The sequence below is a fragment of the Bradyrhizobium sp. HKCCYLRH1034 genome (assembly GCF_051168375.1).
Classification (GTDB): Bacteria; Pseudomonadota; Alphaproteobacteria; order Rhizobiales; family Xanthobacteraceae; genus Bradyrhizobium.
This window is the reverse complement of the sequence record NZ_JBNPUW010000015.1, coordinates 162,727-187,301: the sequence shown is the minus strand read 5'-3', so window position 1 is coordinate 187,301 and position 24,575 is coordinate 162,727. Positions and strand designations below refer to the sequence as shown.

General features: G+C 65.8%; 23 protein-coding genes and 1 pseudogene. 11 read left to right on the top strand and 13 right to left on the bottom strand.

Annotated elements, in window-relative coordinates; translation table 11 throughout:
• Positions 1–116: 116 nt before the first annotated feature.
• Both ACQR0W_RS28825 and ACQR0W_RS28820 read right to left on the bottom strand, forming a co-directional pair.
• Complete coding sequence (locus tag ACQR0W_RS28825; protein ID WP_316170788.1) at positions 117–1,133, bottom strand: hypothetical protein; 1,017 nt, start codon at positions 1,131–1,133, stop codon at positions 117–119.
• 547 nt (positions 1,134–1,680) lie between these two features.
• Positions 1,681–2,094 (bottom strand): DUF1801 domain-containing protein, encoded by a 414-nt coding sequence (locus ACQR0W_RS28820; protein WP_315751436.1) that lies wholly within the window; start codon positions 2,092–2,094, stop codon positions 1,681–1,683.
• A gap of 112 nt (positions 2,095–2,206) precedes the next feature.
• On the opposite strand from ACQR0W_RS28820, the pseudogene ACQR0W_RS28815 reads away from it, so the two are divergent.
• A pseudogene (locus tag ACQR0W_RS28815) lies at positions 2,207–2,380 on the top strand (methyl-accepting chemotaxis protein); the annotation flags it as partial.
• Between the two features lie 334 nt (positions 2,381–2,714).
• On the opposite strand, the gene ACQR0W_RS28810 reads toward ACQR0W_RS28815, so the two are convergent.
• Genes ACQR0W_RS28810 through minC form a run of 4 tightly spaced genes read right to left on the bottom strand, consistent with a single transcriptional unit; the run spans position 2,715 to position 5,313 of the window.
• Positions 2,715–3,488, bottom strand: coding sequence for a thioesterase family protein (locus ACQR0W_RS28810; RefSeq protein WP_315826564.1), 774 nt, complete (start codon positions 3,486–3,488; stop codon positions 2,715–2,717).
• A gap of 21 nt (positions 3,489–3,509) precedes the next feature.
• Positions 3,510–3,785, bottom strand: coding sequence for a cell division topological specificity factor MinE (gene minE, locus ACQR0W_RS28805; protein WP_315716282.1), 276 nt, complete (start codon positions 3,783–3,785; stop codon positions 3,510–3,512).
• Positions 3,782–4,597: a septum site-determining protein MinD gene (gene minD / locus ACQR0W_RS28800; protein WP_315716283.1), complete on the bottom strand. Its 816-nt coding sequence runs from the start codon at positions 4,595–4,597 to the stop codon at positions 3,782–3,784. The genes minE and minD overlap by 4 nt, the downstream gene beginning before the upstream one ends.
• Before the next feature lie 20 nt (positions 4,598–4,617).
• Positions 4,618–5,313 (bottom strand): septum site-determining protein MinC, encoded by a 696-nt coding sequence (minC, locus tag ACQR0W_RS28795; protein WP_315826563.1) that lies wholly within the window; start codon positions 5,311–5,313, stop codon positions 4,618–4,620.
• A gap of 519 nt (positions 5,314–5,832) precedes the next feature.
• On the opposite strand from minC, the gene ACQR0W_RS28790 reads away from it, so the two are divergent.
• From ACQR0W_RS28790 to ACQR0W_RS28775, 4 genes are all read left to right on the top strand, one after another.
• A complete protein-coding gene (locus ACQR0W_RS28790) occupies positions 5,833–6,468 on the top strand; it encodes a hypothetical protein (RefSeq protein ID WP_315716285.1) in 636 nt (211 codons plus the stop codon).
• A 44-nt stretch (positions 6,469–6,512) separates the two neighbouring features.
• Positions 6,513–8,123, top strand: coding sequence for an ABC transporter substrate-binding protein (locus ACQR0W_RS28785; RefSeq protein ID WP_316170787.1), 1,611 nt, complete (start codon positions 6,513–6,515; stop codon positions 8,121–8,123).
• A gap of 132 nt (positions 8,124–8,255) precedes the next feature.
• Complete coding sequence (locus ACQR0W_RS28780; protein ID WP_315716287.1) at positions 8,256–9,788, top strand: ABC transporter substrate-binding protein; 1,533 nt, start codon at positions 8,256–8,258, stop codon at positions 9,786–9,788.
• Positions 9,789–10,000: 212 nt separating this feature from the next.
• The gene (locus ACQR0W_RS28775; protein WP_315716288.1) at positions 10,001–11,572 is read left to right on the top strand and encodes an ABC transporter substrate-binding protein; all 1,572 of its coding nucleotides are present in this window, start codon (positions 10,001–10,003) and stop codon (positions 11,570–11,572) included.
• Positions 11,573–11,653: 81 nt separating this feature from the next.
• Here ACQR0W_RS28775 and ACQR0W_RS28770 read toward each other — a convergent pair whose 3' ends face one another.
• The 5 genes from ACQR0W_RS28770 to ACQR0W_RS28750 all read right to left on the bottom strand — a co-directional run bounded on the left by ACQR0W_RS28770 (position 11,654) and on the right by ACQR0W_RS28750 (position 14,954).
• Complete coding sequence (locus ACQR0W_RS28770; protein WP_316187190.1) at positions 11,654–12,622, bottom strand: NAD(P)H-dependent flavin oxidoreductase; 969 nt, start codon at positions 12,620–12,622, stop codon at positions 11,654–11,656.
• Positions 12,623–12,765: 143 nt separating this feature from the next.
• Complete coding sequence (locus ACQR0W_RS28765) at positions 12,766–13,395, bottom strand: hypothetical protein (protein WP_316170785.1); 630 nt, start codon at positions 13,393–13,395, stop codon at positions 12,766–12,768.
• Positions 13,395–13,976 carry a YqaA family protein gene (locus ACQR0W_RS28760; protein ID WP_315716459.1) on the bottom strand — a complete coding sequence of 194 codons (582 nt, stop codon included), beginning with the start codon at positions 13,974–13,976 and terminating at the stop codon, positions 13,395–13,397. Before ACQR0W_RS28760 ends, ACQR0W_RS28765 begins: the two co-directional genes overlap by 1 nt.
• 69 nt (positions 13,977–14,045) lie before the next feature.
• Positions 14,046–14,447, bottom strand: a complete 402-nt coding sequence (gene hisE, locus ACQR0W_RS28755) for a phosphoribosyl-ATP diphosphatase (protein WP_315716291.1) — start codon at positions 14,445–14,447, stop codon at positions 14,046–14,048.
• Positions 14,448–14,552: 105 nt separating this feature from the next.
• A complete protein-coding gene (locus tag ACQR0W_RS28750) occupies positions 14,553–14,954 on the bottom strand; it encodes a hypothetical protein (RefSeq protein ID WP_315716292.1) in 402 nt (133 codons plus the stop codon).
• 276 nt (positions 14,955–15,230) lie between these two features.
• On the opposite strand from ACQR0W_RS28750, the gene ACQR0W_RS28745 reads away from it, so the two are divergent.
• From ACQR0W_RS28745 to ACQR0W_RS28720, 6 genes are all read left to right on the top strand, one after another.
• Positions 15,231–16,286, top strand: coding sequence for an ABC transporter substrate-binding protein (locus tag ACQR0W_RS28745; RefSeq protein ID WP_315751428.1), 1,056 nt, complete (start codon positions 15,231–15,233; stop codon positions 16,284–16,286).
• Between the two features lie 85 nt (positions 16,287–16,371).
• Positions 16,372–18,162 carry a glucan ABC transporter ATP-binding protein/ permease gene (locus tag ACQR0W_RS28740; RefSeq protein ID WP_316170784.1) on the top strand — a complete coding sequence of 597 codons (1,791 nt, stop codon included), beginning with the start codon at positions 16,372–16,374 and terminating at the stop codon, positions 18,160–18,162.
• Positions 18,163–18,335: 173 nt separating this feature from the next.
• Positions 18,336–19,751: a D-alanyl-D-alanine carboxypeptidase family protein gene (locus tag ACQR0W_RS28735; RefSeq protein ID WP_316170783.1), complete on the top strand. Its 1,416-nt coding sequence runs from the start codon at positions 18,336–18,338 to the stop codon at positions 19,749–19,751.
• 191 nt (positions 19,752–19,942) lie between these two features.
• Positions 19,943–21,634, top strand: coding sequence for a long-chain fatty acid--CoA ligase (locus tag ACQR0W_RS28730; protein WP_316170782.1), 1,692 nt, complete (start codon positions 19,943–19,945; stop codon positions 21,632–21,634).
• Positions 21,635–21,778: 144 nt separating this feature from the next.
• Entirely contained in the window at positions 21,779–22,264 is a 486-nt protein-coding gene (locus tag ACQR0W_RS28725) for a peroxiredoxin (protein ID WP_316170781.1), read from the top strand.
• 263 nt (positions 22,265–22,527) lie between these two features.
• Positions 22,528–23,001 carry a YcxB family protein gene (locus ACQR0W_RS28720; RefSeq protein ID WP_315826555.1) on the top strand — a complete coding sequence of 158 codons (474 nt, stop codon included), beginning with the start codon at positions 22,528–22,530 and terminating at the stop codon, positions 22,999–23,001.
• Positions 23,002–23,125: 124 nt separating this feature from the next.
• Here the strand turns inward: ACQR0W_RS28720 and rnhA are convergent, their stop codons facing one another.
• On the bottom strand, positions 23,126–23,590 hold the full coding sequence (rnhA, locus tag ACQR0W_RS28715; protein WP_315826554.1) for a ribonuclease HI: 465 nt from the start codon (positions 23,588–23,590) through the stop codon (positions 23,126–23,128).
• The gene (locus ACQR0W_RS28710) at positions 23,587–24,561 is read right to left on the bottom strand and encodes a homoserine kinase (protein WP_316170780.1); all 975 of its coding nucleotides are present in this window, start codon (positions 24,559–24,561) and stop codon (positions 23,587–23,589) included. The genes rnhA and ACQR0W_RS28710 overlap by 4 nt, the downstream gene beginning before the upstream one ends.
• Positions 24,562–24,575: the final 14 nt, after the last annotated feature.

The following is a 24,575-nucleotide window of genomic DNA, read 5'->3' as shown; positions in this document are numbered from 1 at the left end:
ATGCCATGATGCGCGACCGAAAACCTTATGCGATCACTCCATCAACATAACAGTTGCCGGCGTTCGCCGGGACGACATTGATTTTGTCGGACGAGCGTCCAGACACGACAACCATCTCACAACGCCGCGAACGCAGCGCGCGACGGTGCGAGCGGCAACCAGTCCGGGATGCGGCGCTTGGCGAGCCAATACGGCCGCCACAGCATTCGCCATGTGGTGAGATCCACAGGGGCCTGGCGCCATTTCATTCGACCGGTCTCGATCTGCGACAGATCGTGCAGGTGCAGCCAGCGCCGCGCGATCCACCAGAGCTCGCGGGCGACGTCAGCATTCCCCCGTCCCTTGAGCTGGACGATGCCCAACAACGGATCAGGAAAACGGACGGCGACCTCCAGCGTCGCGACGCGTTCGCCCAGGTGCCGGACGCTCCACAGCCGAGAGCGATTGTGGGCGATGTCGGAGCCATAGGTGCGGACACAATTGCGCATAGTCATCGCTTCGTCGACCAGATCCGGGATGTCATCCAGCGGCCGAAACTCATAGTCCCCGACGCGACCGGGATGGAGCCACATGTCGCGGATTGGCCGTTGACCGAGATTGAGATGCAGCGAGACTTTCCCTCGCCAAGCGAGGGCAGCCGTCATTGCGGCATCGAGCTTCATGGCTGGCGTCCACGGCCTTTCGACGAGCTCGCGGCCGAAGCCGGCGGGCTGCCCCGAGAACCAGATCCACAGACCGAGCAGATGCATGCGGTCGCGCTTCAGCACCAGCGGCGCCCGCAGATACTCACGGGCGATCCACACCGCGGCCGGCTCATGCGCCAGCGCCGCCATCTCCGCCACGAGCTGCAGCCAGGTCGGCATCAGCTTCGGCGAGCGCGGCAAATGGTTGCCGATCTGCCGCCGGAACAGCTCGCCGTCTGGCAATGGTGGGATCGGACGGACGAACGCCTCCGGTGGCAGCTTGCGCAGCCAGAGCGGCAGACCGGTCGCGGCCGCCGCCTCGGCCAGCGGACGCCCCGCGATCACGCACGCGATCGCCCGCTCCGGATCGACATCCGGGCGCGGCACTGCCAGCGCGAACAGCAGCGCCGGAAAGCTCAACGCGAGGTCGGCGAGATGAGGATGTCGCATCGCGCATGCGCGCAAGCGGGATTGCAGACGAGACGAATAGCGCCGCAGCCGGCGTTCGCGCAGGTCGGAACGCTCCGGCTCCCGGCTGGGAGTCAGCAAGAGATTTGATGTCATGACACGACGGTTCAAGCGCAGGCCACGAGGGCCGCGGGCTTTTCGATGAGATGCGAAAGGGTCAAATCATGGCCGGGACAATCATCCCGGTCGGCCGCGTCAATGATCGCGCAGCGAGCCCGGGAAGCGCGTGAGTCTGAACATCGTCGCCTCCTGCGTTGAAGTTGGGATGCGCTGAACTAGCGTGTTTCTCGGCAGAGCGCAACCATGGCCGCCGCCTCCTCCCACCTCGATGCACACGGGTCATCCTTGCGAAAGGTTGTCGGCGACCGGCACACCGCCGGCGCGAGCCCCCGAAACGACGAGGCGATCCAGGCCTTCCAGACAGATGATTCGACTTGGCCCTGGATTGCTTCGCTGCGCTCGCGACGACGTGGTGAGTGAGCAGCGACCTGGATCGTTGATACTGACTGCGCGGAGCGATGCACCAGCCCTACCGCTTCCCCTTCGTCATGTTCAGCGCCACCGCGGCGCGGATCAGCGCCATGAACGCAGTCTCATCGATCTCGTCGCCCTCATGGAGGTCGATCGCCCGGCGGGTATTGCCGTCGAGGCTGGCGTTGAACAGGCCGGAAGGGTCCGGCAGCGATGCACCCTTGGCGAAGGTCAGCTTCACCGCGGCCTTGTAGGTCTCGCCGGTGCAGACGATGCCGGCATGCGACCATACGGGAACGCCACGCCACTTCCATTCTTCGACGATATCGGGATCGGCCCGTTTGATGAGATCGCGGACGTAGCTGAGCGTGACGCCGCGCCAATCCCCGAGCTCCTTGATCCGGGCGTCGATCAGCTCCGACGGAGACTGGTTCCCCTCGCCGACGCTCGTAGCCTTCGTTGGTTTCGCCATGACGCTTATTCCCATCCACCTGCTTGTCGTTTCACCTGCGTGTAGTCCGCGTCGTAGTTATACGACCATCTTGGCCTGCTCAAGTTTATAGCAATATTGATAACTCCACGGCCAAGCGGCACAGTGCACCAACGAGGTGTCGTCCAACATCACCGAGGTGCAGCACGACGCCAGCGAAACCGGCTCGGCCTCGTCCCAGGTGCTGTCGGCGGCGCAGTCGCTGTCACAGGACAGCAACCGGCTGAAGCTGGAGGTGGGACGATTCTTGAACACGGTGCGGGCGGCGCAAGAGCGAAATCGTTCGTCGTTGAACTCGTTCACTCGCGACAACGGCAGTTTGTTCCCTCTCCCGCTTGCGGGGGAGGGCTAGGGAGGGGGCCGCTCCAGCGGCGGTGTGCGTGGCGCCCCCTCTCCAACTCTCCCCCGCAAGCGGGGGAGAGGGCACAGCGGAGCTTGGCGCGGGGTTGATCGGTTCACCGGAAACGAAGCAGGCAACTGCCGGTCACCGGCCCAACTTAATAACACCTCGCCGCAGCACGCCGTTGGAAACGAGGCAGCGCCGGTGCGGTGATCAGTTCGCCAACTCGCCGTGAACGCAATCCGGACGGCTGACCGCCCCCTCACCGCTTTTCGATCACCAGGCTCTGCACCACCCGGCCGAAATAGCCCCTGACATCGCCCAGCCGCGCCATCGCCAGACCCGCGCCGTCCGGGCCGATCCAGCTTTCGGCGTCGAGCAGGATCCAGTCGCCGACCGGCTCGCGGGCCATGTTCACGGTGAGGTCGGCATTGAGGAACGTATAGCTGTGGAAGTCGAGCGCGGCGGAGGTGCCGTTGCAGAAGTCGCTCGCGACCACGGCGCGCATCGCCTGCGACACGGCGTGGCCTTCGACCAGCGGCCAGTCGACGCGGTACCAGATCGCGCCGGGACCCTTGACGCCGAACCGGCCGCGCGCGGCGCGCAGCGTCATGCCACGCACGAACGGGCTGGTCGAGAAATCAGCCGGCTCCGGCAGCGCATCGTCAGGGCCGACCAGATCGACCGGCAGCTCGCGGACATCGTCCGGCAGCGGCACCGCGTCCTGCCTGATCTTGAGCACCGTCGCCGTGACGACCACCGTGTCGCCGGCGCGCAAGCGCACGGCGCAGAGCTGGATCTTGCGCCCCTCGCGCAGCACCTCGGTCTCGATGAGGAGCTCTGCGAGCGGCACCGGGCGCATCAGGTCGATGGTGACACGGGCGATGCGCATCGGCGACTTCGTCGGAATGCGCTCGGCCGCCCACACGGCCAGCGCCGATGGCGCAGACCCATGTTGCATGGTCGGATCCCAGGGTCCCGCAGCATCGGAGCCGACGGCGACCCGATTGTCCGCGATGCGGAAGATCGGCCGCATCAGCGCGCGCCTCGCCACGTCTCAGCCGGCGCTGGCAAAGGCGCGGTCGGCGCCATTGGGCAGTTCGATGTCGACCTCGAGCGTCGAGACATGCTTTCCCCGGTCCATGCGAACGATGACCTTGTCCGGATCAAGTACCACATGGCGCGAAACCACGGCGAGGATTTCCTCGCGCAGCTGCATCAGGAGATCGGGCTGTCCACGCAGACTGCGCTCGTGCGCGAGCAGGATCTGCAGCCGCTCCCGCGCGACGGGCGCGGAGGCTGCACGCCCCGTAAAGAGCCGCAGCACACTCATGCAGCCCTCCGTCCCAAGAGCAGGTTCATCAGGCCCTTGCGCTCGGTCGGGATCTGCATCTCGACCTCCTCGCCGAGCAGCCGGCGCATCGCATCGTGATAGGCGCGGGCCGGCGCGCTCGCGGGGCTGTTGAGCGTCACCGGGCAGCCGACATTGGAGGCGCGCAGCACGTCCTGGCTCTCCGGCACGATGCCGAGCAACGGCGTCGCCAGGATTTCCAGCACGTCGTCGATCGACAGCATCTCGCCGCGCGCGGCGCGGCCGGCATCGTAGCGGGTGATGAGAATGTGCTTCTCGACGCGCTCGCCGTTCTCGGCGCGCACGGTCTTGGAGTCGAGCATGCCGATGATGCGGTCGGAATCGCGCACCGACGACACTTCCGGATTGGTGACGATGAGAGCCTCGTCGGCATAGCGCATCGCCAGCATGGCGCCGCGCTCGATGCCGGCCGGGCTGTCGCAGATCACCCAGTCGAATGTCTTGCGCAGCTCAGCGATGACGCGGCCGACACCGTCCTCGGTCAGCGCGTCCTTGTCCTTGGTCTGCGACGCCGGCAGCAGCCAGAGATTCTCCAGCCGCTTGTCGCGGATCAGGGCCTGCGGCAGCTTGGCGACGCCATGCACCACGTTGATGAGATCGAACACGACGCGGCGTTCCGCGCCCATCACCAGATCGAGGTTGCGCAGGCCGACGTCGAAATCGACGACGACGACCTTCTCGCCGGCCTGCGCCAGCGCCGCGCCCATCGCCGCCGTCGTGGTGGTCTTGCCGACGCCACCCTTGCCCGACGTCACTACGAGTACTTTCGACATGTCACGGATCCTCCTGCTACTCAGTTCAATGCAACGATCTTCATGGAATGACCTTCGAGCCGCGCCTGCACGGCCCGGCCGCGCAACGCGGCGTCGATCTGCTCGGCGGTCTGGTAGTAGCCGTCGATCGCGACCAGCTCGGCCTCGATCTTCTGGCAATAGATGCGCGCCGCCGCGTTGCCGTTGATGCCGGCCATCGCGCGGCCGCGCAGCGTGCCGTAGACGTGGATCGAGCCGCCGGCGACGATCTCGGCGCCCGACGACACCGCGCCGAGCACGGTGACGTCGCCATCGGGAAACACGATCGACTGGCCCGAGCGTACGGGCTGGTCGAGCAGCAGCGAGGTCGGCTGCTGCAGCGACGGCTTCTCCGGCTCGATCTCCTGCACGGCGCAGTGACGGCCGCCCGACAACAAGGGAGGCATGCCGAGCGACAGCCGCCCCTGCTCGACGCCTTCGAGGCCGAGCACGCGGATGTTGCGCGACTCGATGCTCTTGATGAGATGGGTGATGGCGAGCGGGCTCAGATCCAGCGCTGAGAGATCGAGCACGATCGGCTTGCCGACGAAGAAGCCGGGCGAGCCCGCGAGCGTTGCGTCGAGCTCAGCCAGCCAATCGGCAATCGGCACAACCGGCGAAAACACGAAGGCGACGTAGGAGCGCCCGCGCAGACGAATAACAGGACGCACCGTTTCAGCGCTGGCACTCATGACCATCCGACCCAACCCTTCTTAGTGATTGGTTAACTGTCGGCGCCAGATGGTTAACGGATGGTTAAATCGACGCTAAGCCGCTCAAAAATCGACAGCGGCCCGCCCGACATAGTTCGATGATGATCGAATCAAGGCGCAATCTTGGCGTCAATGAGACGCAATTCATGAGCATCTGCGTCAAGACCTGTCATGCCTCATTTTAATCACATCATGATGATAACTTTAACGTACATATAATTCGGAACCGACGACTTTAGGAGGTTCCGATCGATTGACACTCGTCAGGGGGCGGGGCATGGGATCGATAGAGGCGCCCAAGGCACGGCAAACGTGCCACGGCGCCTTGCAGGAAGGGACCGCTGGCGTGCGATCGCTGATCGACGCGAAACGTCTGATTCTGCAAGTGATTCCGTATACTCTGAAGTGGCAGACCAGCTCCCGCTCTTCGTTTGAAACTAGCTCTCATACGACCGTGGCAGAAGCGTATCAGTTTACCGGAATCGAGCGTCAGAGGAGTAGCGTATGAGTTCGTTGAGTGAACAGAATCCGATGAACCCGCAGGACCCGCTGCACTATGCGCCGCGGTGGCTGCGCGAACGTCCGGAAGCCGCGCGTCTATCTCTCGTCGGTGACAATGCCAAGGCAGCGGAGGCGGCCGAGCGTCCCGCTTCGGGACAGCAAGGACCGCTCGATGCTCGCCTGGAGACCGCCGTGTTCGAATCCCTTCGCCAGTCGCTGAATCCGCAAGTCATGCGCGAGCCGCCGGATCTGGAGCGCGAGCGCGACCGCCGGTCGGTCGTGTTCAAGGTGGCCGGCCGCTTCGCCGCCGCAACCGGCGTCGCCGCCGTCGTCGCGCTGTTCTTCGTCAACATCGTGCCGGTGTGGCGCCAGCCCGACGCGAGCTCGTCCTTCGTCGCCGCCGTGCAGTCGATGAAGACGCTGCCGCCGGTCGCCGCCGACGTGCAGGACGCCAAGGCGGACCAGACCAGCGCGCTGCCCGAGCGGGTCGAGCCGCAGGCTCCGGCGCTGTCGCAGTTCAAATCGCTGCTCGCGGACGCTCCGGCGCCGACGGCAGAGACCGACACTCCAGAAAAGCCCATGCTGCAGCAGTTCATGCAGTGGAACCAGAAGACGGGTCAGATGGAGCGGGTTCGCTAACCCTCTGCACGACTGATCCGACTTCCAACATATCACAGGCGACGATGATCGACGTCCTACCGCAGAAAGCGGCAGCACGCCGTCCGCTGGCTCACGCCCGTATGGCAGCCATCCTGCTCGCGTCCCTCGTGGCCGGCGAGGCCGCTGCTGCGCCCGGCGAGAGTGTGAGCGTGGCGCGCCAGCTCGGCAGCCGCGTCGGCCCGATCATTGGCGCCGCGCTCGCGTGCCGCGACATCGCCCGGCCGCGCATCCAGGCCATCATCGAGAAATTCCAGCTCGTCATCCGCGAGGCCGCCTCCAGCGAGGCCGATCGTGACGAGCTGACGCGCCTGCTGGACCGCTATGTCGCCGAAGGTCGCAGCCTCGTCACGTCGGGCCGGCTGGATTGCGGCGGCGCCAATCGGCAGCTTGCCGATCTCGAACAATCCATCGCAGCGCCGCCTCCGGCGCGCGCGAACCTGTCTGCCGTGAGCATCGGACCTGCAACGGCGCAGGCCGCGACTGTACCGGCGCAACTGCTGCCGCCGGCCGGCAACGTGCGCGGGGTGACGCAGAGCGAGATCAAGCTCGGCATGGTCATTCCCTACAGCGGACCGGTGAAGGAGAGCGGGCGACTGCTCAAGATCGGCGTCGAGACGGCGTTCAATCGCGCCAACGAGGCCGGCGGCGTCAACGGCCGCATGCTGAAGCTCGTCACCGCCGATGACGGCTACGATCCCGCGCGCACGCTGGATGCGATGAAGCTGCTCTACGAGAAGGAGCAGGTGTTCGGCTATATCAGCAATTTCGGCTCGGCCACCGCCGCGGTCGCCATCCCCTACGCGCTCGAGCGCCGCACGCTGTTCTTCGCGCCCTATACCGGCGCCAACGTCGTGCGCCACGATCCGCCCGACCGCTACGTCTTCAACTACCGGCCGAGTTATGCCGAGGAGACCGACGCGCTGGTCCATTATCTCGTGAAGATGCGAAGGCTGCATCCGCGCCAGATCGTCGTGTTCGCGCAGAACGATGCCTTCGGCGACGCCGGCTTCGCCGGGGTGGCCAGGGCGTTCCGCACGCTCGGCGTCAGCGACAATTCGATCGTGCGGGTCAACTATCCGCGCAACACGGTCGAGGTCGACGACGCCATCAATCAGCTGAAGCTGCTGAAGACACCGGTCAAGGCGGTGGTGATGCTGGCGACGACGCGCGCCGCAGCCAAGTTCATCGAGAAGGCCCAGGGCGTATTTCCGGGCGTCATCTTCGCCAACATCTCCGCGGTTGCTGGCTCGGCGCTCGCCAGCGAGCTGATGCTGCTCGGACCGCGCTACGCCGAGGGCGTGATCGTCAGCCAGACCGTGCCCGGCGTCTCCGGCTATTCGAGCCTGGTGCTCGAATACAAGACCGCACTTGCGAAATATGCCCCGGGCGAGCCGGCCGACTACACCTCGCTCGAGGGCTACATCGCCGCGAGCATCCTGATCGAGGGACTGAAGCGCGCCGGTCCGAACTTCGATACCGAGCAACTGGTCGAAACGCTCGAGAACATGCGCAACATCGATCTCGGCCTCGGCACGCAGCTCGGCTTCGGCCGCGCCGAACACCAAGCTTCGCACAAGATCTGGGGCACGGCACTGGACGACAGCGGCACCTACCAACCCGTCGAACTTGAATAGGATACCGCTAGAGGCGCGACGGCCTCAACTACCAGGACATAAAGAGCGACAGAGAAACCCGACATTAATTCGAAATGCCACGAATAGTAGAACGAAGAGGGTTTGAAACAAGCTGAGCAGGTGGAAGGTTCGATGGCCGTGCGTTGGTCCGCGTTGATCATCGGGAGTGTTCTCGTAGCTCCCTTCAGCCCCGCTTTGGCGGCGGCTCCCGACGTCGTCAGGGAGCTTGGCGGCCGGGTTGGACCGATCGTGGGACAGGCCTCCGCGTGCCCCGACATCGCGCAGGGCCGCGTCCAGAGCATGGTCGACAAATTCCGCGAAGCCATCCGCCAGGCGACGAGGAATGACGGCGAGCGCGATCAGCTGACCCGCAGCTTCAATGGCTACATCGCCGAGGGCCGTAGTCGTACGGGCGCCTCGCAGGCGACCTGCGCCGCCGCGGAGCGGCAACTGACGGAGCTCGAACGCTCGCTCGACCAGCCGGCTGCGGCGACGGCCCCGATCACACCGGTCAAGGCCGAAACGACGACTGGCGCCGTCACCGCGAGCCCCGTGCGCGGCATCACCGACCGCGAGATCCGCTTCGGCATGGTCCTGCCGTTCTCCGGCATCCGCAAGGAGACCGGGCGTCAGATGCGCCAGGGCATCGAGGCCGCGTTCGCACGCACCAACGACGCCGGCGGCGTCAACGGGCGCATGCTCCGTCTCGTGGCGGCGGACGACGGCTACGACCCGGGCCGCACGCTGGCGGCGATGACGCAGCTCTACGACAAGGAGCAGGTGTTCGGCTTCATCGGCAACGTCGGCACCGCCAACTCGCAGGTGGCGATCCCCTATGCGCTGGAGCGGCGCACGCTGTTCTTTGCACCGAACACCGGCGCAGCAGTGGTGCGACGCGATCCGCCGGATCGCTACGTCTTCAACTACCGGGCGAGTTACGCCGAGGAGACGGCCGCGCTGGTGCGCTACCTGATCAACATGAAGCGCGTCTCGCCCAGGCAGATCGCCGTGTTCACCCAGCAGGACCCATTCGGCGACGACGGTTTCGCCGGTGTCGCGAAGGCCTACCGGCAGTTGAACATCGGCGATGCCGTAACGCGCATCAACTATCCGCGCGCGACGATGGACGTGGAAGAGGCGGTCAATCAGGTCAAGGCGCACAAGCCGGGACTCAAGGCGGTCATCATGGTAGCGACCGATCGCGCCGCCGCGAAGTTCATCGAGAAGACGCGCGACGCGGTACCGGGCCTGATCTACGCCAACGTGTCCGCCGTCGGCTCGACCTCGCTCGCGACCGAGCTCAAGCTGCTCGGCCCGCGCTTCACCAACGGCGTCATCGTGACGCAGGGCGTGCCGGCGGTTTCGGGCTATTCGAGCCTCGTGCTCGACTACAAGAACGCCCTGGCCAAATACGCGCCCGGCGAGGCGCCGGACTATACGTCTCTCGAAGGCTATATCGCGGCGACGATTTTGATCCAGGCGCTGAAGCAGACCAATCCGCTCGACACCGAGCGGCTGGTCGACACGCTCGAATCGATGCGCAGCCTCGATCTCGGCCTCGGCACGACGCTCGCATTTGGACGCGCGGAGCACCAGGCCTCACACAAGATCTGGGGCACCGCACTCGACGAAACCGGCACGTATCAGGCAATCGAACTTGAGTAGAATTAGCTTCTAAGGGGAAGAACTGGTGAAGACGTTTCGTTAGCAGGTCCTAAAGTATGATCGGAAAAAGGCGTGTCGGGTTACCGAAATGGTCATGCTCTTAGGAAAGGCTGGTCTGTGCATGGTGACGGTCTTATGTCTTCTCCGTCGCAGACACGGCGTCAATTCACCAGGCGGAAGACCTGGATGGGGTCCAAAGTGGGATAGTGGCAATGAACTTTCGTTGTAGCGTGTTCTTGGTTGCGGCATTGCTCGCAACGCCCGCCAGCGCGGCGGGCACCAATGCGGATGTGGTGCGTAATCTTGCGAGCCGGGTCGGGCCGATCGTGGGAGCAGCATCCGCCTGTCAGGCGATCGACCAGGGCCGCGTTCAGGCCATTGTCGACAAGTTTCGCGAGGTGATCCGGGAGGCCTCCACCGGCGGCTCGGATCGTGACGAGCTCACCCGCGTCTTCAACGGCTACGTCGCCGATGGACGCAACCGCGTCGGGGCGGCTCAGACCGACTGTAACTCCGCGGGCCGCCAGCTCGCCGAGCTCGAGCGCTCGCTCGGGCAAAGCGCGCCGAGCCAAACCGCCACCAGCCTCGCCGGGGTGATCGCCCCGTCCGCGGCCGTGGCTGCGACGGCACCGACCGCGACGCTGCCGCCGGCGTCCACCTCCAACGTCCAGGGCGTCACCGCCAACGAGATCCGCTTCGGCATCGCCGCTCCGTTCTCGGGCGCTGCCAAGGAGCTCGGCCGGCAGATGAAGATGGGCATCGAGGCCGCCTTCAACCGCGCCAACGACGCCGGCGGCATCGCCGGGCGCTCGCTGCGGCTCTATTCGGCCGACGACGGCTACGAGCCGTCGCGGACGCTGGACGCGATGAAGCAGCTCTACGAGAAGGACAAGGTGTTCGGCTTCGTCGGCAATGTCGGTACCCCGACGTCTGCCGTGGCGATGCCCTACGCCCTGCAGCGCCGCGTGCTGTTCTACGGCGCGTTCACCGGCGCCAACCTCCTGCGCAACGATCCGCCGGATCGCTACGTGTTCAACTATCGCGCCAGCTACGCCGAAGAGACCGACACCGTCGTTCGCTATCTGGTCAAGCTGCGCCGCCTGCCGGCCAAGGACATCGCCGTGTTCGCGCAGCAGGACGCCTATGGTGATGCCGGCTTCTCCGGTGTGGCCAAGGCCTTCCGCTCGCTCGGCCTTGCCGACACGTCCATCTTGCGCCTCAACTACAAGCGCAACACGGTCGACGTGGACGACGCGGTCAACCAGCTGCGGGCGTTGAAGAACCCGCCCAAGGCGATCGTCATGGTCGCAACCTATCGCGCCGCCGCGAAGTTCATCGAGAAGACGCGCGATCTGTTCCCGCACATGATCTACACCAACGTCTCCTTCGTGGGCTCGACCGAGCTCTCGGACGAGCTGATGCTGCTCGGCCCGCGCTATGCCAGCGGCGTCATCGTCACCCAGGTGGTGCCGGCCGTCGGCGGCTATTCGAGCGCCGTGCTCGAATACAAGAGCGCGCTCGAGAAGTACTTCCCGGGCGAGGCACCGTCCTACGTGTCGTTCGAAGGCTACGTCTCGGCCAACGTGCTGGTCCAGGCGCTGCGCCGGGTCGGCCCGCAGCTCGACACCGAGGCGCTGATCGACACGCTGGAGAACATGCGTGACATCGATCTCGGTCTCGGCGCCAAGCTCGGCTTCGGCCGCGCCGAACACCAGGCCTCGCATAAGATCTGGGGCACGGCGCTCGACGAGCGCGGCAAGTTCCAGGCGATCGAGCTGGAATAGCCCGCCCGCTTGTTGCGACCTCAACAAAAAAGCGCGACAGCCCTGGCTGCCGCGCTTTTCTTTTGTCCGTCGCGGAGCCGCTTAGAGCGGCGGATCGATTGCTTCGTCATATTCCTTCTTGAAGCGCGCGATCAGCTCGGCGGCGGGCAGCACGTCCTTGATGGCGCCGATGCCCTGCCCCGAGCCCCAGATCTCCTTCCACGCCTTCGGCTTGGCGCGCTCGCCCGAGGCATCGGTGCCGAAGCTCATCTTCGACGGATCGGAGGTCGGGAGATTGTCCGGATCGAGGCCGGCGGCGACGATCGACGGCTTCAAATAGTTGCCGTGCACGCCTGTGAACAGGTTCGAATAGACGATGTCGTCGGCGCCCGAGCTGGTGATCATCTGCTTGTAGCCTTCGACCGCATTCGCCTCCTTGGTGGCGATGAAGGCCGAGCCGATATAGGCGAAGTCGGCGCCGAGGACGCGCGCGGCGCGGATGGCACGGCCGTTCGCGATCGCGCCGGACAGCGCGATCGGGCCGTCGAACCAGCTCCGCGTCTCCGCCACGAAGGCGAACGGCGAGATCGTGCCGGCATGTCCACCGGCGCCCGCCGCGACCAGGATCAAGCCGTCGGCGCCCTTCTCGATCGCCTTGTGCGCGAAGGTCTGGTTGATGACGTCGTGGAAGACGATGCCGCCCCAGCCATGCGCCGCCCGGTTCAGCTCCTCGCGCGCGCCGAGCGAGGTGATCATCATCGGCACCTTGTACTTCTCGCACAGCGCGAGATCCTGCTCGAGCCGGTTGTTGGAACGGTGCACGATCTGGTTGACGGCGAACGGCGCCGACGGGCGTTCCGGATGCGCCCGGTCATAGGCAGCGAGCTCCTCCGTGATGCGCGCCAGCCATTCGTCGAGCAGCGCGGCCGGCCGCGCGTTGAGCGCCGGAAACGAACCGACCACGCCGGCCTTGCACTGCGCGATCACCAGGTCGGGCACGGAGATGATGAACAGCGGCGAGCCGATCACCGGGATCGTCAGGCGGCCCTTGAACAAGGCGGGCATGGACATGGATGGGAATTCCTCTTGCGTTGAAATGCGGAAACACTCGTGATCGCGAGCATGCCCGACATCATGCCGTGATGGCAATTCGCTCGCAGAGGGACCGGAAAAGCCGGACCAGGGTCTTGCGTTGAGACGCTGGCGTGCCGGCGTCATTGGCAGAGCGCCGAGGTCACGTAGGTGTCCGTCCGGCAATCGCCCGGCTTGCGCTCGCGACCGGGGATCAGCACCCGCGCCGAGCAGGTCTCCGCAGAATCGGTGTTGAGGCTCTTGCCTTCCTTGTAACCCTTGCCCTGGCACAACCGGTCGGCGCCGAGCTTGCAATCCGGCGTGCCGTTGGCGGCGATCGGGCAGACCGAGCGGCCGGAGATCATGCTCGAGGGCTGGGCGAGGCGCGACAAGGTCTCGCCGGTCTCCTTCAGCACGTCGGCGCCGCCCTTCGGCGCGACCGGGCCACCGGGCTGCACCGGTGTCGCAGCGGGCTGATCCGCGGCAGCGCCGGTGGGATCGCTGCCGGCCGCCGGCGGCTCGGCGCGGGCATCGCCCGAAGGCTTCAGCGGAATGATCGACATCTTCTCGAACAGCTTGCCGAGCTCCTCCACCAGACCCGGACTGGAAGGCGGCGCAGGCTGGACGGCACGCGCCTGCTGCGGTGGCTGTTGCGGCGCTTCTCGCAGCCCCAAGGAAGGCGTCGTTTGCGCCCATGCCGCGGCGGCGGAGAGAACCGAGACGACGGCGAGCAGCGCCGCGCCTGCCCCCAGCCCCGGGCGCAGCGGCCGCATCAGATCAGCTTCACGGCGATGACGAATCCGGCCACCAGCACGGCCGCGCCGATCGCCACCCACAGGCCGAGATGCTTCTCGATGCGCACCCTGATCCATTCGCCATAGCGGTTGAGCAATATCGCGGCGATGAAAAAGCGGCCGCCGCGCGCGATGATCGAGCAGACGACGAACAGAAAGAGATTGTAGCCGGCGAAGCCCGACGTGATCGTGACCAGCTTGTAGGGGATCGGCGTCAATCCCTTCACCAGGATGATGACGGCGCCCCACTCGGCGTAGGAGGCACGGAACGCCTCGACCTTGTCGCCGAGGCCGTAGAGCTGGATCAGCCAATGGCCGAGGGAGTCGTAGAGCAGCGCGCCGATGGCATAACCGACCAGGCCGCCCGCCACCGAGGCCGCGGTGCAGACGCCGGCGAACAGCCACGCCCGCTGCGGCTTCGCCAGCGACATCGGGATCAGCATCACATCCGGTGGCACCGGAAAGAACGAGCTTTCGGCGAAGGCAACCGCGGCCATGATCCACATGGCATGCGGCTTGTGGGCGGCGTCGATACACCAGTCGTAGATCCGTCTGAGCATGCTGGCGATGAAGCAAACCGGGCAGGATTTGTCCATGGCCCATATGTCGGCCCGAATCGGACCGCCACACTAGTGCCGCTTGCGGATGGTCCGGCTTTCGGCCGCGACGATCGGTCGCCCCGCCACCCGTCCGGGCGCGGCCTTGGCGACCTTGACCGGCGATTTCGGCAGCTTCTCGGCGATGCCGAGCATCAGCTCGCGCCGTTCCATCTCGCGCCAGACGTCCTCGGGCTGGACATCGAGCTCGGCCCACAGCACGGCCAGATTGTAGATCAGGTCGGCGCTTTCGCGCACCACGGCCTGGGCGTCGCCGCCGACGGCATCGATCGCAACCTCGATCGCCTCCTCGGCGAGCTTCTTGGCCATCTTGGCCGTGCCCTGCTGCATCAGCTTGGCCGTGCGCGATCGCGCGGGGTCGAGATCCCTGGCCGCCAGGACAGCGCGATAGAGCCGATCGATCGAATCAGTCATCTCGCCACAATAGTTAAATTCGATGGTACGCATATTAACGTTCGCGGCAGGCAAGAAAAAATCCGCCGGCACGGCGGCCGGCGGATCGTTTCGTCCGATCTCACATCACCAATGCGGGTGATGGTAATAGCCGCCACCGTAATAGGGGCCGCCGCCGTAATACTGATAGCGCGGTCCGTAGCCATAATAGGCCGGCCGGCCATAGTAATAGTTGTCCTCGTAGTAGGAGCGGCGGTTCTGCGTCGCCGCGATGGCAAGTCCGGTGCCGACGATCCCGGCGAACGCCGCCGCAGCCGCCGCGCCACCGTTGCCGCGATAGTGGCGCCGGCGCGCGCTGACATCGGTCAGGCCGCCATCATTGGCCGTCTTGGCGACGACGCCCTTCTCGGCCGGCGCGGAGCCGGCAAAGGCGAGTGTCGGCTGCACGGCCGTCAAAGTCACCGCGGCCACCGTCGCCAGGACGGTAGCACGGCCAAAGCGTGAAAAACTTCCGCGCTGTGCGATCATGTGGATCCTCCGTACGATCTAATCTCGGGTACCAACTCGCGAACTGCGCCCACAGTTCCCCCCGCGAAACCCGGAGTCGAAGCCGCAAATCGCCGCAGGCCTTGCTCATGGACCGTTCACATTCGATCCGACATGATCAGGCACCGCCGGCCCCGAGCGGCAGCGGCACCGCGACGTTGTCACGAAATTGACATCTCGATCCCGCGATGGCCGGCGAACTGATTAGAATACCGGCGTGACAAGACCGGTACGGCCTGCGAATACCGGCGTGACATGATGCGCATGCGACGACCCGTCACCCTGCTTGCCTTGGCGCTCCTCGCCGCCTTCGTCGTGCCCTCATGCCTGTCGAGAGAGGAAGCCGCAGCGGAGGAGCCGAAACGTCCGGTCGCCGTCATGTTCGCGCTGGATCGGCCGCTCGATGGCAGCATGGCGCCACTGGTCCTCGCCGCCAGCCGCGGGCTGTTCGCCACCGAGGGCGTGACCGTCACCATCACCACGGCCAAGGGCTCTCCCGATGCGATCGCGCGGGTGGCCTCCGGCGAGACCGACATGGCGCTCGCCGACATCAACGAGCTGATCCGCTATCGCGACGCGTCGAACAGCCAGCCGGTCAAGGCCGTGTTCGTGCTGTTCAACAGGGCGCCTTATGCGATCATCGCGCGCAGGAGTCGCGGCATCAACGGGCTCGGCGACATCGAAGGCAAGACGCTCGGCGTCGCCGAGGGCGATCTCTCGATCCGGCTGTGGCCGGCGGTCGTGAGGCACAACCATCTCAGGCCCGAGACCATCAAGCTGTCGCGCGTTGGCGCGGCCGTGCGCGAGCCGATCCTGTCCGCCGGCCAGGTCGATGCCGTCAGCGGCTTCTCGTATCTCTCGGCGATCAATCTGCGCGACCGCGGCGTGCCCGCCGCCGATCTCGCGGTGCTGCGCTTCGCTGATTATGGCTGCGAGGCCTATGGCCATGCGGTGATCGTCAATCCCGGCTTTGCGGCCAAGCAGCCGGCGGCGGTGAAGGGCTTCCTGCGCGCGCTGACATCGGGGCTCCAGCTTGCCATCAAGGACCCTGCCGGCGCGATCGCCGACGTGGTGAGCCGGATGGATGACGGCTCCCGCGAGCTCGAGCTGCAGCGACTGCAGAGCGTGCTCGTCGACAACGTGCTGACGCCGGACGTCCGCCGCGATGGCATCGGCAGCATCGAGCCCGCCCGGTTCGAGCGGGCCCTCGACCAGCTCGCGGAGGACGGCAAATTCCACCACAAGCGTCCGCAACCCGCCGACATCTTCGACGACAGCTTCCTGCCGCCCGCCGACAGCCGGCTCGTCAACTGAGCGCTCGCCGCGGCGGCCGTTCCCTTGCTAACATGGTGCCGCGCGCCCAGCGCTGATTCCAACTGCCGACACGAAGCGCCCCGCCATGTCCCTGCTCCGCATCTATGCCCGCGTGCTCCATCTGCTCGGAAAGGAGGCGCGGCTCGGCTGGTTTCTCGCGATCGCCAACCTGGCGCTGGCGGTGGCGCAGTTCGCCGACCCGGTGCTGTTCGGACGCATTGTCGACTCGCTCTCCGGCAAGGCCTCGGCCAGCACCGCCTGGCCGCTGCTCGCGGCCTGGGCCGGATTCGGCCTGTTCACGATTCTGGCCAGCGCCTGGGTCGCGCTGCAGGCCGACCGGCTGGCGCACCGGCAGCGCCATGCGGTGCTGACGAGCTATTTCGAGCACATTTTGCAGCTGCCGCTGACGTTCCATTCCGGCACCCATTCCGGCCGGCTGATGAAGGTGATGATCAACGGCACCGACGCGCTGTGGAAGCTGTGGCTGTCGTTCTTCCGCGAGCACTTCGCCGCGATCATGTCGGTGCTGGTGCTGCTGCCGCTGTCGCTCTATCTGAACTGGCGGCTCGCGATCCTCTTGTTCGTGCTGTGCGTCGTGTTCACCGTGTTGACGACCCTGGTCGTGCGCAAGACCTACGGCATGCAGAGCGAGGTCGAGGAGCATTACAGCGACCTGTCGGCGCGTGCCTCCGACGCGCTCGGCAACGTCGCGCTGGTGCAGAGCTTCGTGCGCATCGATGCCGAGGTGCAGGGCCTGCGCACCGTCGCCGGACAATTGCTGTCGGTGCAGATGCCGGTGCTCGGCTGGTGGGCGCTGGTGACGGTCATCACGCGTGCCTCGACCACCATCACCGTGCTCGCGATCTTCACACTCGGCATCGCCCTGCATCAGGCCGGGCTGACGTCGGTGGGCGAGATCGTGATGTTCGTGTCGTTCGCGACCATGCTGATCCAGAAGCTGGAGCAGGTCGTGTCCTTCATCAACAACGTGTTCATGGAGGCGCCGCGGCTGGCCGAGTTCTTCACCGTGCTCGATGCCGTGCCGGCCGTGCGCGACCGCCCCGACGCGATCGAGGTCGGCCGACTCTCGGGCCTGGTCGAATTCAACGATGTGTCGTTCTCCTATGACGGCAAGCGGCCGGCGGTGGAGGACCTCACTTTCACCGCGCTGCCGGGCCAGACCATCGCGCTGGTCGGCCCGACCGGCGCCGGCAAGTCGACGGCGATCGCGCTCCTGCATCGCGCTTTCGATCCGCAGTCGGGCTTCATCAAGATCGACGGCATGGATGTGCGCGGATTGAAGCTCGCGGCGCTGCGCCGGAACATCGGCGTCGTGTTCCAGGAGGCGCTCCTGTTCAACCGCTCGATCCGCGAGAACCTTTTGGTCGGCAAGCCCGACGCGACCGACGAGGAGCTGCGCACCGCCGCCGCGCGCGCCCAGGCGCTCGACTTCATCGATCGTGCCGACCAGGGTTTCGATACCAACGCGGGCGAGCGCGGCCGCATGCTGTCCGGTGGCGAGCGCCAGCGGCTCTCGATCGCGCGTGCCCTCTTGAAGGATCCACCGATCCTGATTCTCGACGAGGCGACCTCCGCGCTCGATGCCGTCACCGAGGCCAAGCTCAACGCGGCGCTCGACGAGGTGATGAGGGGACGCACGACCTTCGTGATCGCACACCGGCTCTCGACCATCCGCAACGCGACGCGAATCCTGGTGTTCGAGAACGGACGCGTGATCGAAAGCGGAACGTTCGATGAACTCGTCGCCAAGGGCGGCCACTTCGCGGAACTCGCGAAGGCCCAGTTCATGGTGCAGGAGAGCGCGCGCGCGACTCTCGCAGCGCCCGACAGCGACGGCACCATCGTCAAGACCTGATCGCGGGACGCTTTCATCGTGGAATTGAATGGCTGGCCTCTGTTCGCCAGCGTCGAGCCGGTATAGGTTCGCGGCCTGCCGCAACCAAAGCGGCGCCGGACACGCTTGAAACCCGAAAGCCCGCTTGCCCACCTCGCCGCGCGAGGCGGGTCTCAAAGGACCGGACCAGACCAGTGCAGACGCTTCGCCTGTTGTTCCGCTACGCCCCGATCAAGATCATCGCTCTCGCTGCCGCTCTCGTGCTCGCGCCGCGCTGGGCCCATGCCGAGGCGCTGCTGCTCGTCGAAGCCGACACCGGCAAGGTGCTGGAGGCGCAGAACGCGACCTATCCGTGGTATCCTGCATCGGTCACCAAGCTGATGACGGCCTATGTCACCTTGAAGGCGGTCAAGGACGGCAGGATCACGCTCGACACGCTGTTCACGGTCTCACCGACCGCGGCATCACAGTCGCCGTCGAAGATGGGCTATCGGCCCGGCACGCAGGTCACCGTCGACAACGCACTGAAGATGATGCTGGTGAAGTCCGCCAATGACATGGCGGTGGTCTTGGCCGAGGGCGTCGGCGGCTCCATCGACGGCTTCTCGGCGATGATGAACGACACCGCCCGCAAGCTCGGCATGACGCAGACCAGCTACGTGAATCCGAACGGACTGCCTGCCGACGGCCAGATCACCTCGGCGCGTGATCTCGCGATCCTGGCGCGCGCCATCATCCGCGATCTTCCGGAGTACGAATATTTCGTCCACATCCCGTCGATCCGCTACGGCCGCCGCGTGGTGCAGAACTTCAACAAGCTGATCGGGCGCTATCCCGGCGCCGACGGTTTCAAGACCGGCTTCATCTGCGCCTCCGGCTACAATCTCGTGGCGTCGGCGACCCGCAACGGCAAGCGCCTGATCGCGGTGGTGCTCGGCGCCTCCTCGGGACAGATGCGTGCCGTGCGCGCGATCCAGATGCTGGACCGCGGCTTCAACGGCAACCAGTTGAGCTGGCTGAAGTCGCCGCTGGGCACGGTCGATCAGCTGGCCCCCGTCGACGCGACGCCGCCCAACCTGCGCGACGACATGTGCAACGGCCGCCGCCACCGACCAGCCAGCGACGACGACGAGGACACCATTGCCGGTGCGGACGGCGAAGCGACCGGCGGCACCCTGCTCGCCGGCCTGCAGACGCCGACCATGAAGCCGTCCGAGCTGCTGGCGGCGGCGCCCGCCCCGTCCGAGCCGGTGCTGGTCTACACCGGCCCGACGCGCACCGGCGCGGCGCTGATCGCCGCCGTCGCCGCCGATGCCGACGCGCAGACCGCGACCAAGCACCGCGGCAAGAAGGCGCATGCCGCCGCCCGGAAGGACGCCAAGGCGGCGACCCGGACCGCCGCCAAGACCGATGCGGATGCGAAGGCCGCTGCGAAGCCGCAGGCCAAGCCGGCTGAGGCCAAGCCGGGCGCGGCCCGCCACGTCGCCGCCAAGCACGAAGCCGGCGGAAAAACGGCGGAAAAAGCCGGCTCCGACGCGCCCAAGCCCGCCAAACCCAAGGCTGCCGCAAAGCCGAAGACGGACGGCAAGCCCGCGCCGAAGGACGGCTGATCCCGCGCGTCGCATACGGCGGTAGCCAGCAATTGGCACGGGCCCTCGGCCCGGACCGCCCGTCCCTCCCCTTTCGTCGCCGCGCCGACCGCTTGCCTTGAACGGCCGGAAATTCGATATTGGCGCCGCCGGCCCGAGCGAGGCCGGCGGCTGCCGATAGACGAACAAGAGACGATCAGAGAGGAAGGGTCATGGAGCGCATCTGGCTCAAGCACTATCCGGCCGGCGTTCCCGCCGATATCGATCCGGGCAAATACCCGTCGCTCGTCGACCTGCTGGAAGAGAGCTTCAGGAAATTCGCCGATCGCCGCGCCTTCATCTGCATGGACAAGGCGATCAGCTATCGCGAGCTCGACGATATGTCGGTCGCGATGGGCGCTTATCTGCAGGGCCTGGGGCTGGCAAAGGGCGCGCGCGTCGCGCTGATGATGCCGAACGTGCTGCAATATCCGATCGCGATCTCCGCGGTGCTGCGCGCGGGCTACGCGGTCGTCAACGTCAACCCGCTCTACACGCCGCGCGAGCTCGAGCACCAGCTCAAGGATTCTGGCGCCGAGGCGATCATCGTGCTGGAGAACTTTGCCCACACGGTGCAGCAGGTGGTCGGCCACACCCAGGTCAAGCACATCGTCGTCGCCAGCATGGGCGACCTGCTCGGCTTCAAGGGCGTGATCGTCAACCTCGTCGTCCGCCGCCTGAAGAAGATGGTGCCGGCGTTCTCGCTGCCGGGCGCGGTCCCCTTCAACGATGCGCTCGCCGCCGGCCGCGGCAAGCGCTTCCAGAAGCCCACCATCGGTCCGGACGACGTCGCCTTCCTGCAATATACCGGAGGCACCACCGGCGTCTCCAAGGGCGCCACGCTGCTCCACCGCAACGTCGTCGCCAACGTGCTGCAGAACGATGCGTGGCTGCAGCCGGTGATGGACAAGCCGCCGCATGTCGATCAGCTGCTGATCGTCTGCGCGCTGCCGCTCTACCACATCTTCGCGCTGACCTGCTGCTTCCTGCTCGCGGTGCGCGCGGGCGGCGCCAATCTCTTGATCCCCAATCCGCGCGACATCCCCGGCTTCATCAAGGAGCTCATGAAGTATCAGGTCACCACCTTCCCGGCCGTCAACACGCTCTACAACGGCCTGCTGCATCATCCTGACTTCCGCAAGATCGATTTCTCCAAGCTGAAGGTCTCCAACGGCGGCGGCATGGCCGTGCAGCGCCCGGTGGCCGAGCAGTGGAAGCAGGTGACGGGCTGCAGCATCGCCGAAGGCTACGGCCTGTCGGAGACCGCGCCGGTGCTGACCTGCAACGTGCCGACCTCGACGGAATTCACCGGCACCATCGGCCTGCCGCTGCCGTCGACCTGGCTCTCGATCCGCGACGACGACGGCAACGAAGTGCCGCTGGGACAACCCGGCGAGATCTGCGCCAAGGGCCCGCAGGTGATGGCAGGCTACTGGAATCGTCCCGACGAGACCGCCAAGGTGATGACGGCGGACGGCTTCTTCCGCACCGGAGACGTCGGCGTCATGGCCGCGGACGGCTCGGTCAAGATCGTGGACCGCAAGAAGGACATGATCCTGGTCTCCGGCTTCAACGTCTATCCGAACGAGGTCGAAGAGGTCATCGCGACCCATCCGGGCGTGCTGGAGACCGCCGTGATCGGGCTGCCGGACGAGAAGACCGGCGAGGTCGTCAAGGCGTTCGTGGTGAAGAAGGACCCCAACCTCACGTCCGAGGACATCATCAAGCACTGCCACGAGCAGCTCACGAACTACAAGGTGCCGAAGCAGATCGAGTTCAGGACCGAGCTGCCGAAGACCAATGTCGGCAAGATCCTGCGCCGGGAGCTGCGCGACGAGAAGAAGAAGCCGGCAGCAGCGGCCTGAGTCCATTGGCGCCGCAAGCCCCGGCGCGCGATGAGGGACGTGCGATGACGGATACGTGATCACGGCGGGCCGTTGCCGTTTCCGGCCCGCCGAATAGTGTAGCGCGCACCGCGCAAGACACATCCAGGGGAAGGAGTAACTCGAATGACCATCCAGGTTGGCGATAAGCTGCCGCAGGCCCAATTCCGCATCATGACCGGCGAAGGCCCGCAGGTCAAAACCACCGACGACATCTTCAAGGGCAAGAAGGTCGCGCTGTTCGCGGTGCCCGGCGCCTACACCGGCACCTGCCACAAGATGCATCTGCCCAGCATCTTCCTCAACGCCTATGCGATGAAGGACAAGGGCGTCGACACCATCGCGATCGTCTCGGTCAACGACGCCTTCGTCATGAACGCCTGGAAGCGCGACACCGACCAGCGCGACGAGGCCGTGTTCCTGGCCGACGGCAATGCCGAGTTCACCAAGGCGATCGGCATGGAGCTCGACGCGTCCGGCGCCGGCCTCGGCATCCGCTCCAAGCGCTATTCGATGCTGGTCGAGGACGGCAAGGTCACCAAGCTGAACCTCGAAGCCGCGCCGGGCAAGGTCGAGGTTTCCGGCGGCGACACGCTGCTCGGGCAGCTGTAAAGCCGCGCCGGCCTCCGATACGAGGCACACCGCCTCCCGACTCACCAGTGTCATTCCCCGCGAAAGCGGGGAATCCAGTAAGCCTCGGCCTATCGCCAGAACACGACGGCCGGTGAGTGCTGGATCGCCCGGTCAAGCCGGGCGATGACGGTTGAATAATAAGACTAACGGGTGGGATTGAGCGCCGGTGCAGCTCATCGACGATATCACCGACGAACATCTGCGCCAGCCCGCCCCGCCTCTCGCCAGCGTCGAAAGTTCAGATGGCCGTCACGCTGAAATACGCCAGTACTCGGGCTGAGGTCTGGGATTGGTATTGGCGCGCCTGGCGCAAGAAACTCTGGGTGCTGCACGCATATTCCGCTCTTTTCTTCATTGCGCTCGCACTCATTTGGGATGGCCATTGGCCACCGCATGATTACGCAAAACTGCTTTATGGCCTGCTTGCCGCTGGCGTTTTCGTGGCGTTTCTCGTCGCTTTCCCACAGCTGATGTTCAAGCCGCAGCACCGAGAGCTCACAGCCAGCGAAGATGGCCTCTACACCAAGATCGGCAACAAGAGCCGTGCATGGAGCTGGAGAGAGATATCCACGATCGAAGAGACGCCAGAGCTAGTCACAATCACCGGGAAGAACGGAAATGCCCTCTTGATTCCGCGCCGAGCATTCGACTCGGAGGAACATAAGCGGCTCTTCGCAGCGGCAGTTGAGACCTGGCATCGGCGCGGTGCAAATTAGGGGCCCGCCCTGATTCATATCCAGTACGCCGATTGAACACGACCGGTGGTGAGTACTGGATCGCCCGGTCTCGAGCCGGGCGACGAAAGTCGAGTGTGGGGCGATGATTCGGTTAACCAACCCGTCAGCCCCGCACGTTCTTCTGCATCCTGGCCATAGCCACGCCATCGCGTGCGAGCTGATCGGCACGCTCGTTCTCCGGGTGGCCCGCGTGGCCCTTGACCCAGTGCCAGTTGACCTTGTGCGGCTTCAGCGCCGCGTCGAGCCGCTGCCACAGCTCGGCGTTCTTGACCGGCTTCTTGTCGGCGGTCTTCCAGCCATTGCGCTTCCAGCCGTGGATCCATCCGGTGATGCCCTGCCGGACATATTGGCTGTCGGTGTAGAGCTCGACCTGGCACGACTTCTTCAGCGCCTCCAGCGCCGAGATTGCGGCCATCAGCTCCATGCGGTTGTTGGTGGTGTGCGGCTCGCCGCCCTTCAGCTCTTTTTCGTTGTCGCCGAAGCGCAGGATCGCGCCCCAGCCGCCCGGCCCCGGATTCCCCGAGCAGGCGCCATCGGTGTAGATGCTGACGACCGGATGCTCGCTCACGCCAATGCTCCGCCGATGCCATAGTCGCGCACGCTGGTCACCGCCTGGTGGAAGCGCAGCTTGCGGACATATTCGAGCGGATCCTTGGGCTTCACCAGCGCGCCGGGAGGCACGTTGAGCCAGTCCACCAGCCGCGTCAGCAGGAAGCGGATCGCGGCGCCGCGCGCCAGCAGCGGCAGCGCCTCCAGCTCGGCCTCCGACAGCGGCCGGACGCGGCCATAGGTGTTGAAGAAGGCGCGCGCCTTGGTGACGTTCAGCGAATGATCGGCCTCGAAGCACCAGGCGTTGAGGCAGATCGCGACGTCATACGCCAGAATGTCGTTGCAGGAGAACGGGAAGTCGATCAGCCCCGAGAGCTTGTCGCCGAGGAAGAACACGTTGTCCGGGAACAGGTCGGCGTGGATGACGCCTTCCGGCAGATGCGTCGGCCAGGAGCGCCCGAGATGATCGAGCTCGGCGGAGAGCAGCGCGGAGAGGCCGGCCTGCACCGTGTCGGCGCGGTCGGCGGCCTGCGCGAACAACGACCGCCAGCCGGCGACCGAGAGCGGATTCTTGCGCACCAGCGGGAAGTCGCGTCCGGCCAGATGCATCTGCGCCAGCGCCGCGCCGACGCCGGCGCAGTGGGTGACGTTCGGCTTGCGCGGCCACATGCCTTCCAGGAAGTTGATGATCGCCGCGGGCCGGCCGGACAGGCTCGAATACACCGCCCCGTCGCGGTTGCGGGCGGGCTGCGGACAGCTCACGCCGCGCTCGGCGAGGTGGGCCATCAGGCCCAGAAAATACGGCAGGTCATCCACCGCCACGCGCTTCTCGTACAGCGTGAGGATGAAGGAGCCCTTGGTGGTGTGGAGCAGGAAGTTGGAGTTTTCGACCCCTTCGGCGATGCCCTTGTAAGAGAGCAGCTCGCCGATGTCGTAGGTCTTGATGAAATCCGCAAGCTCGTCGGCGGCGACGTCGGTATAGACCGCCATGCGCTATCCCAGTT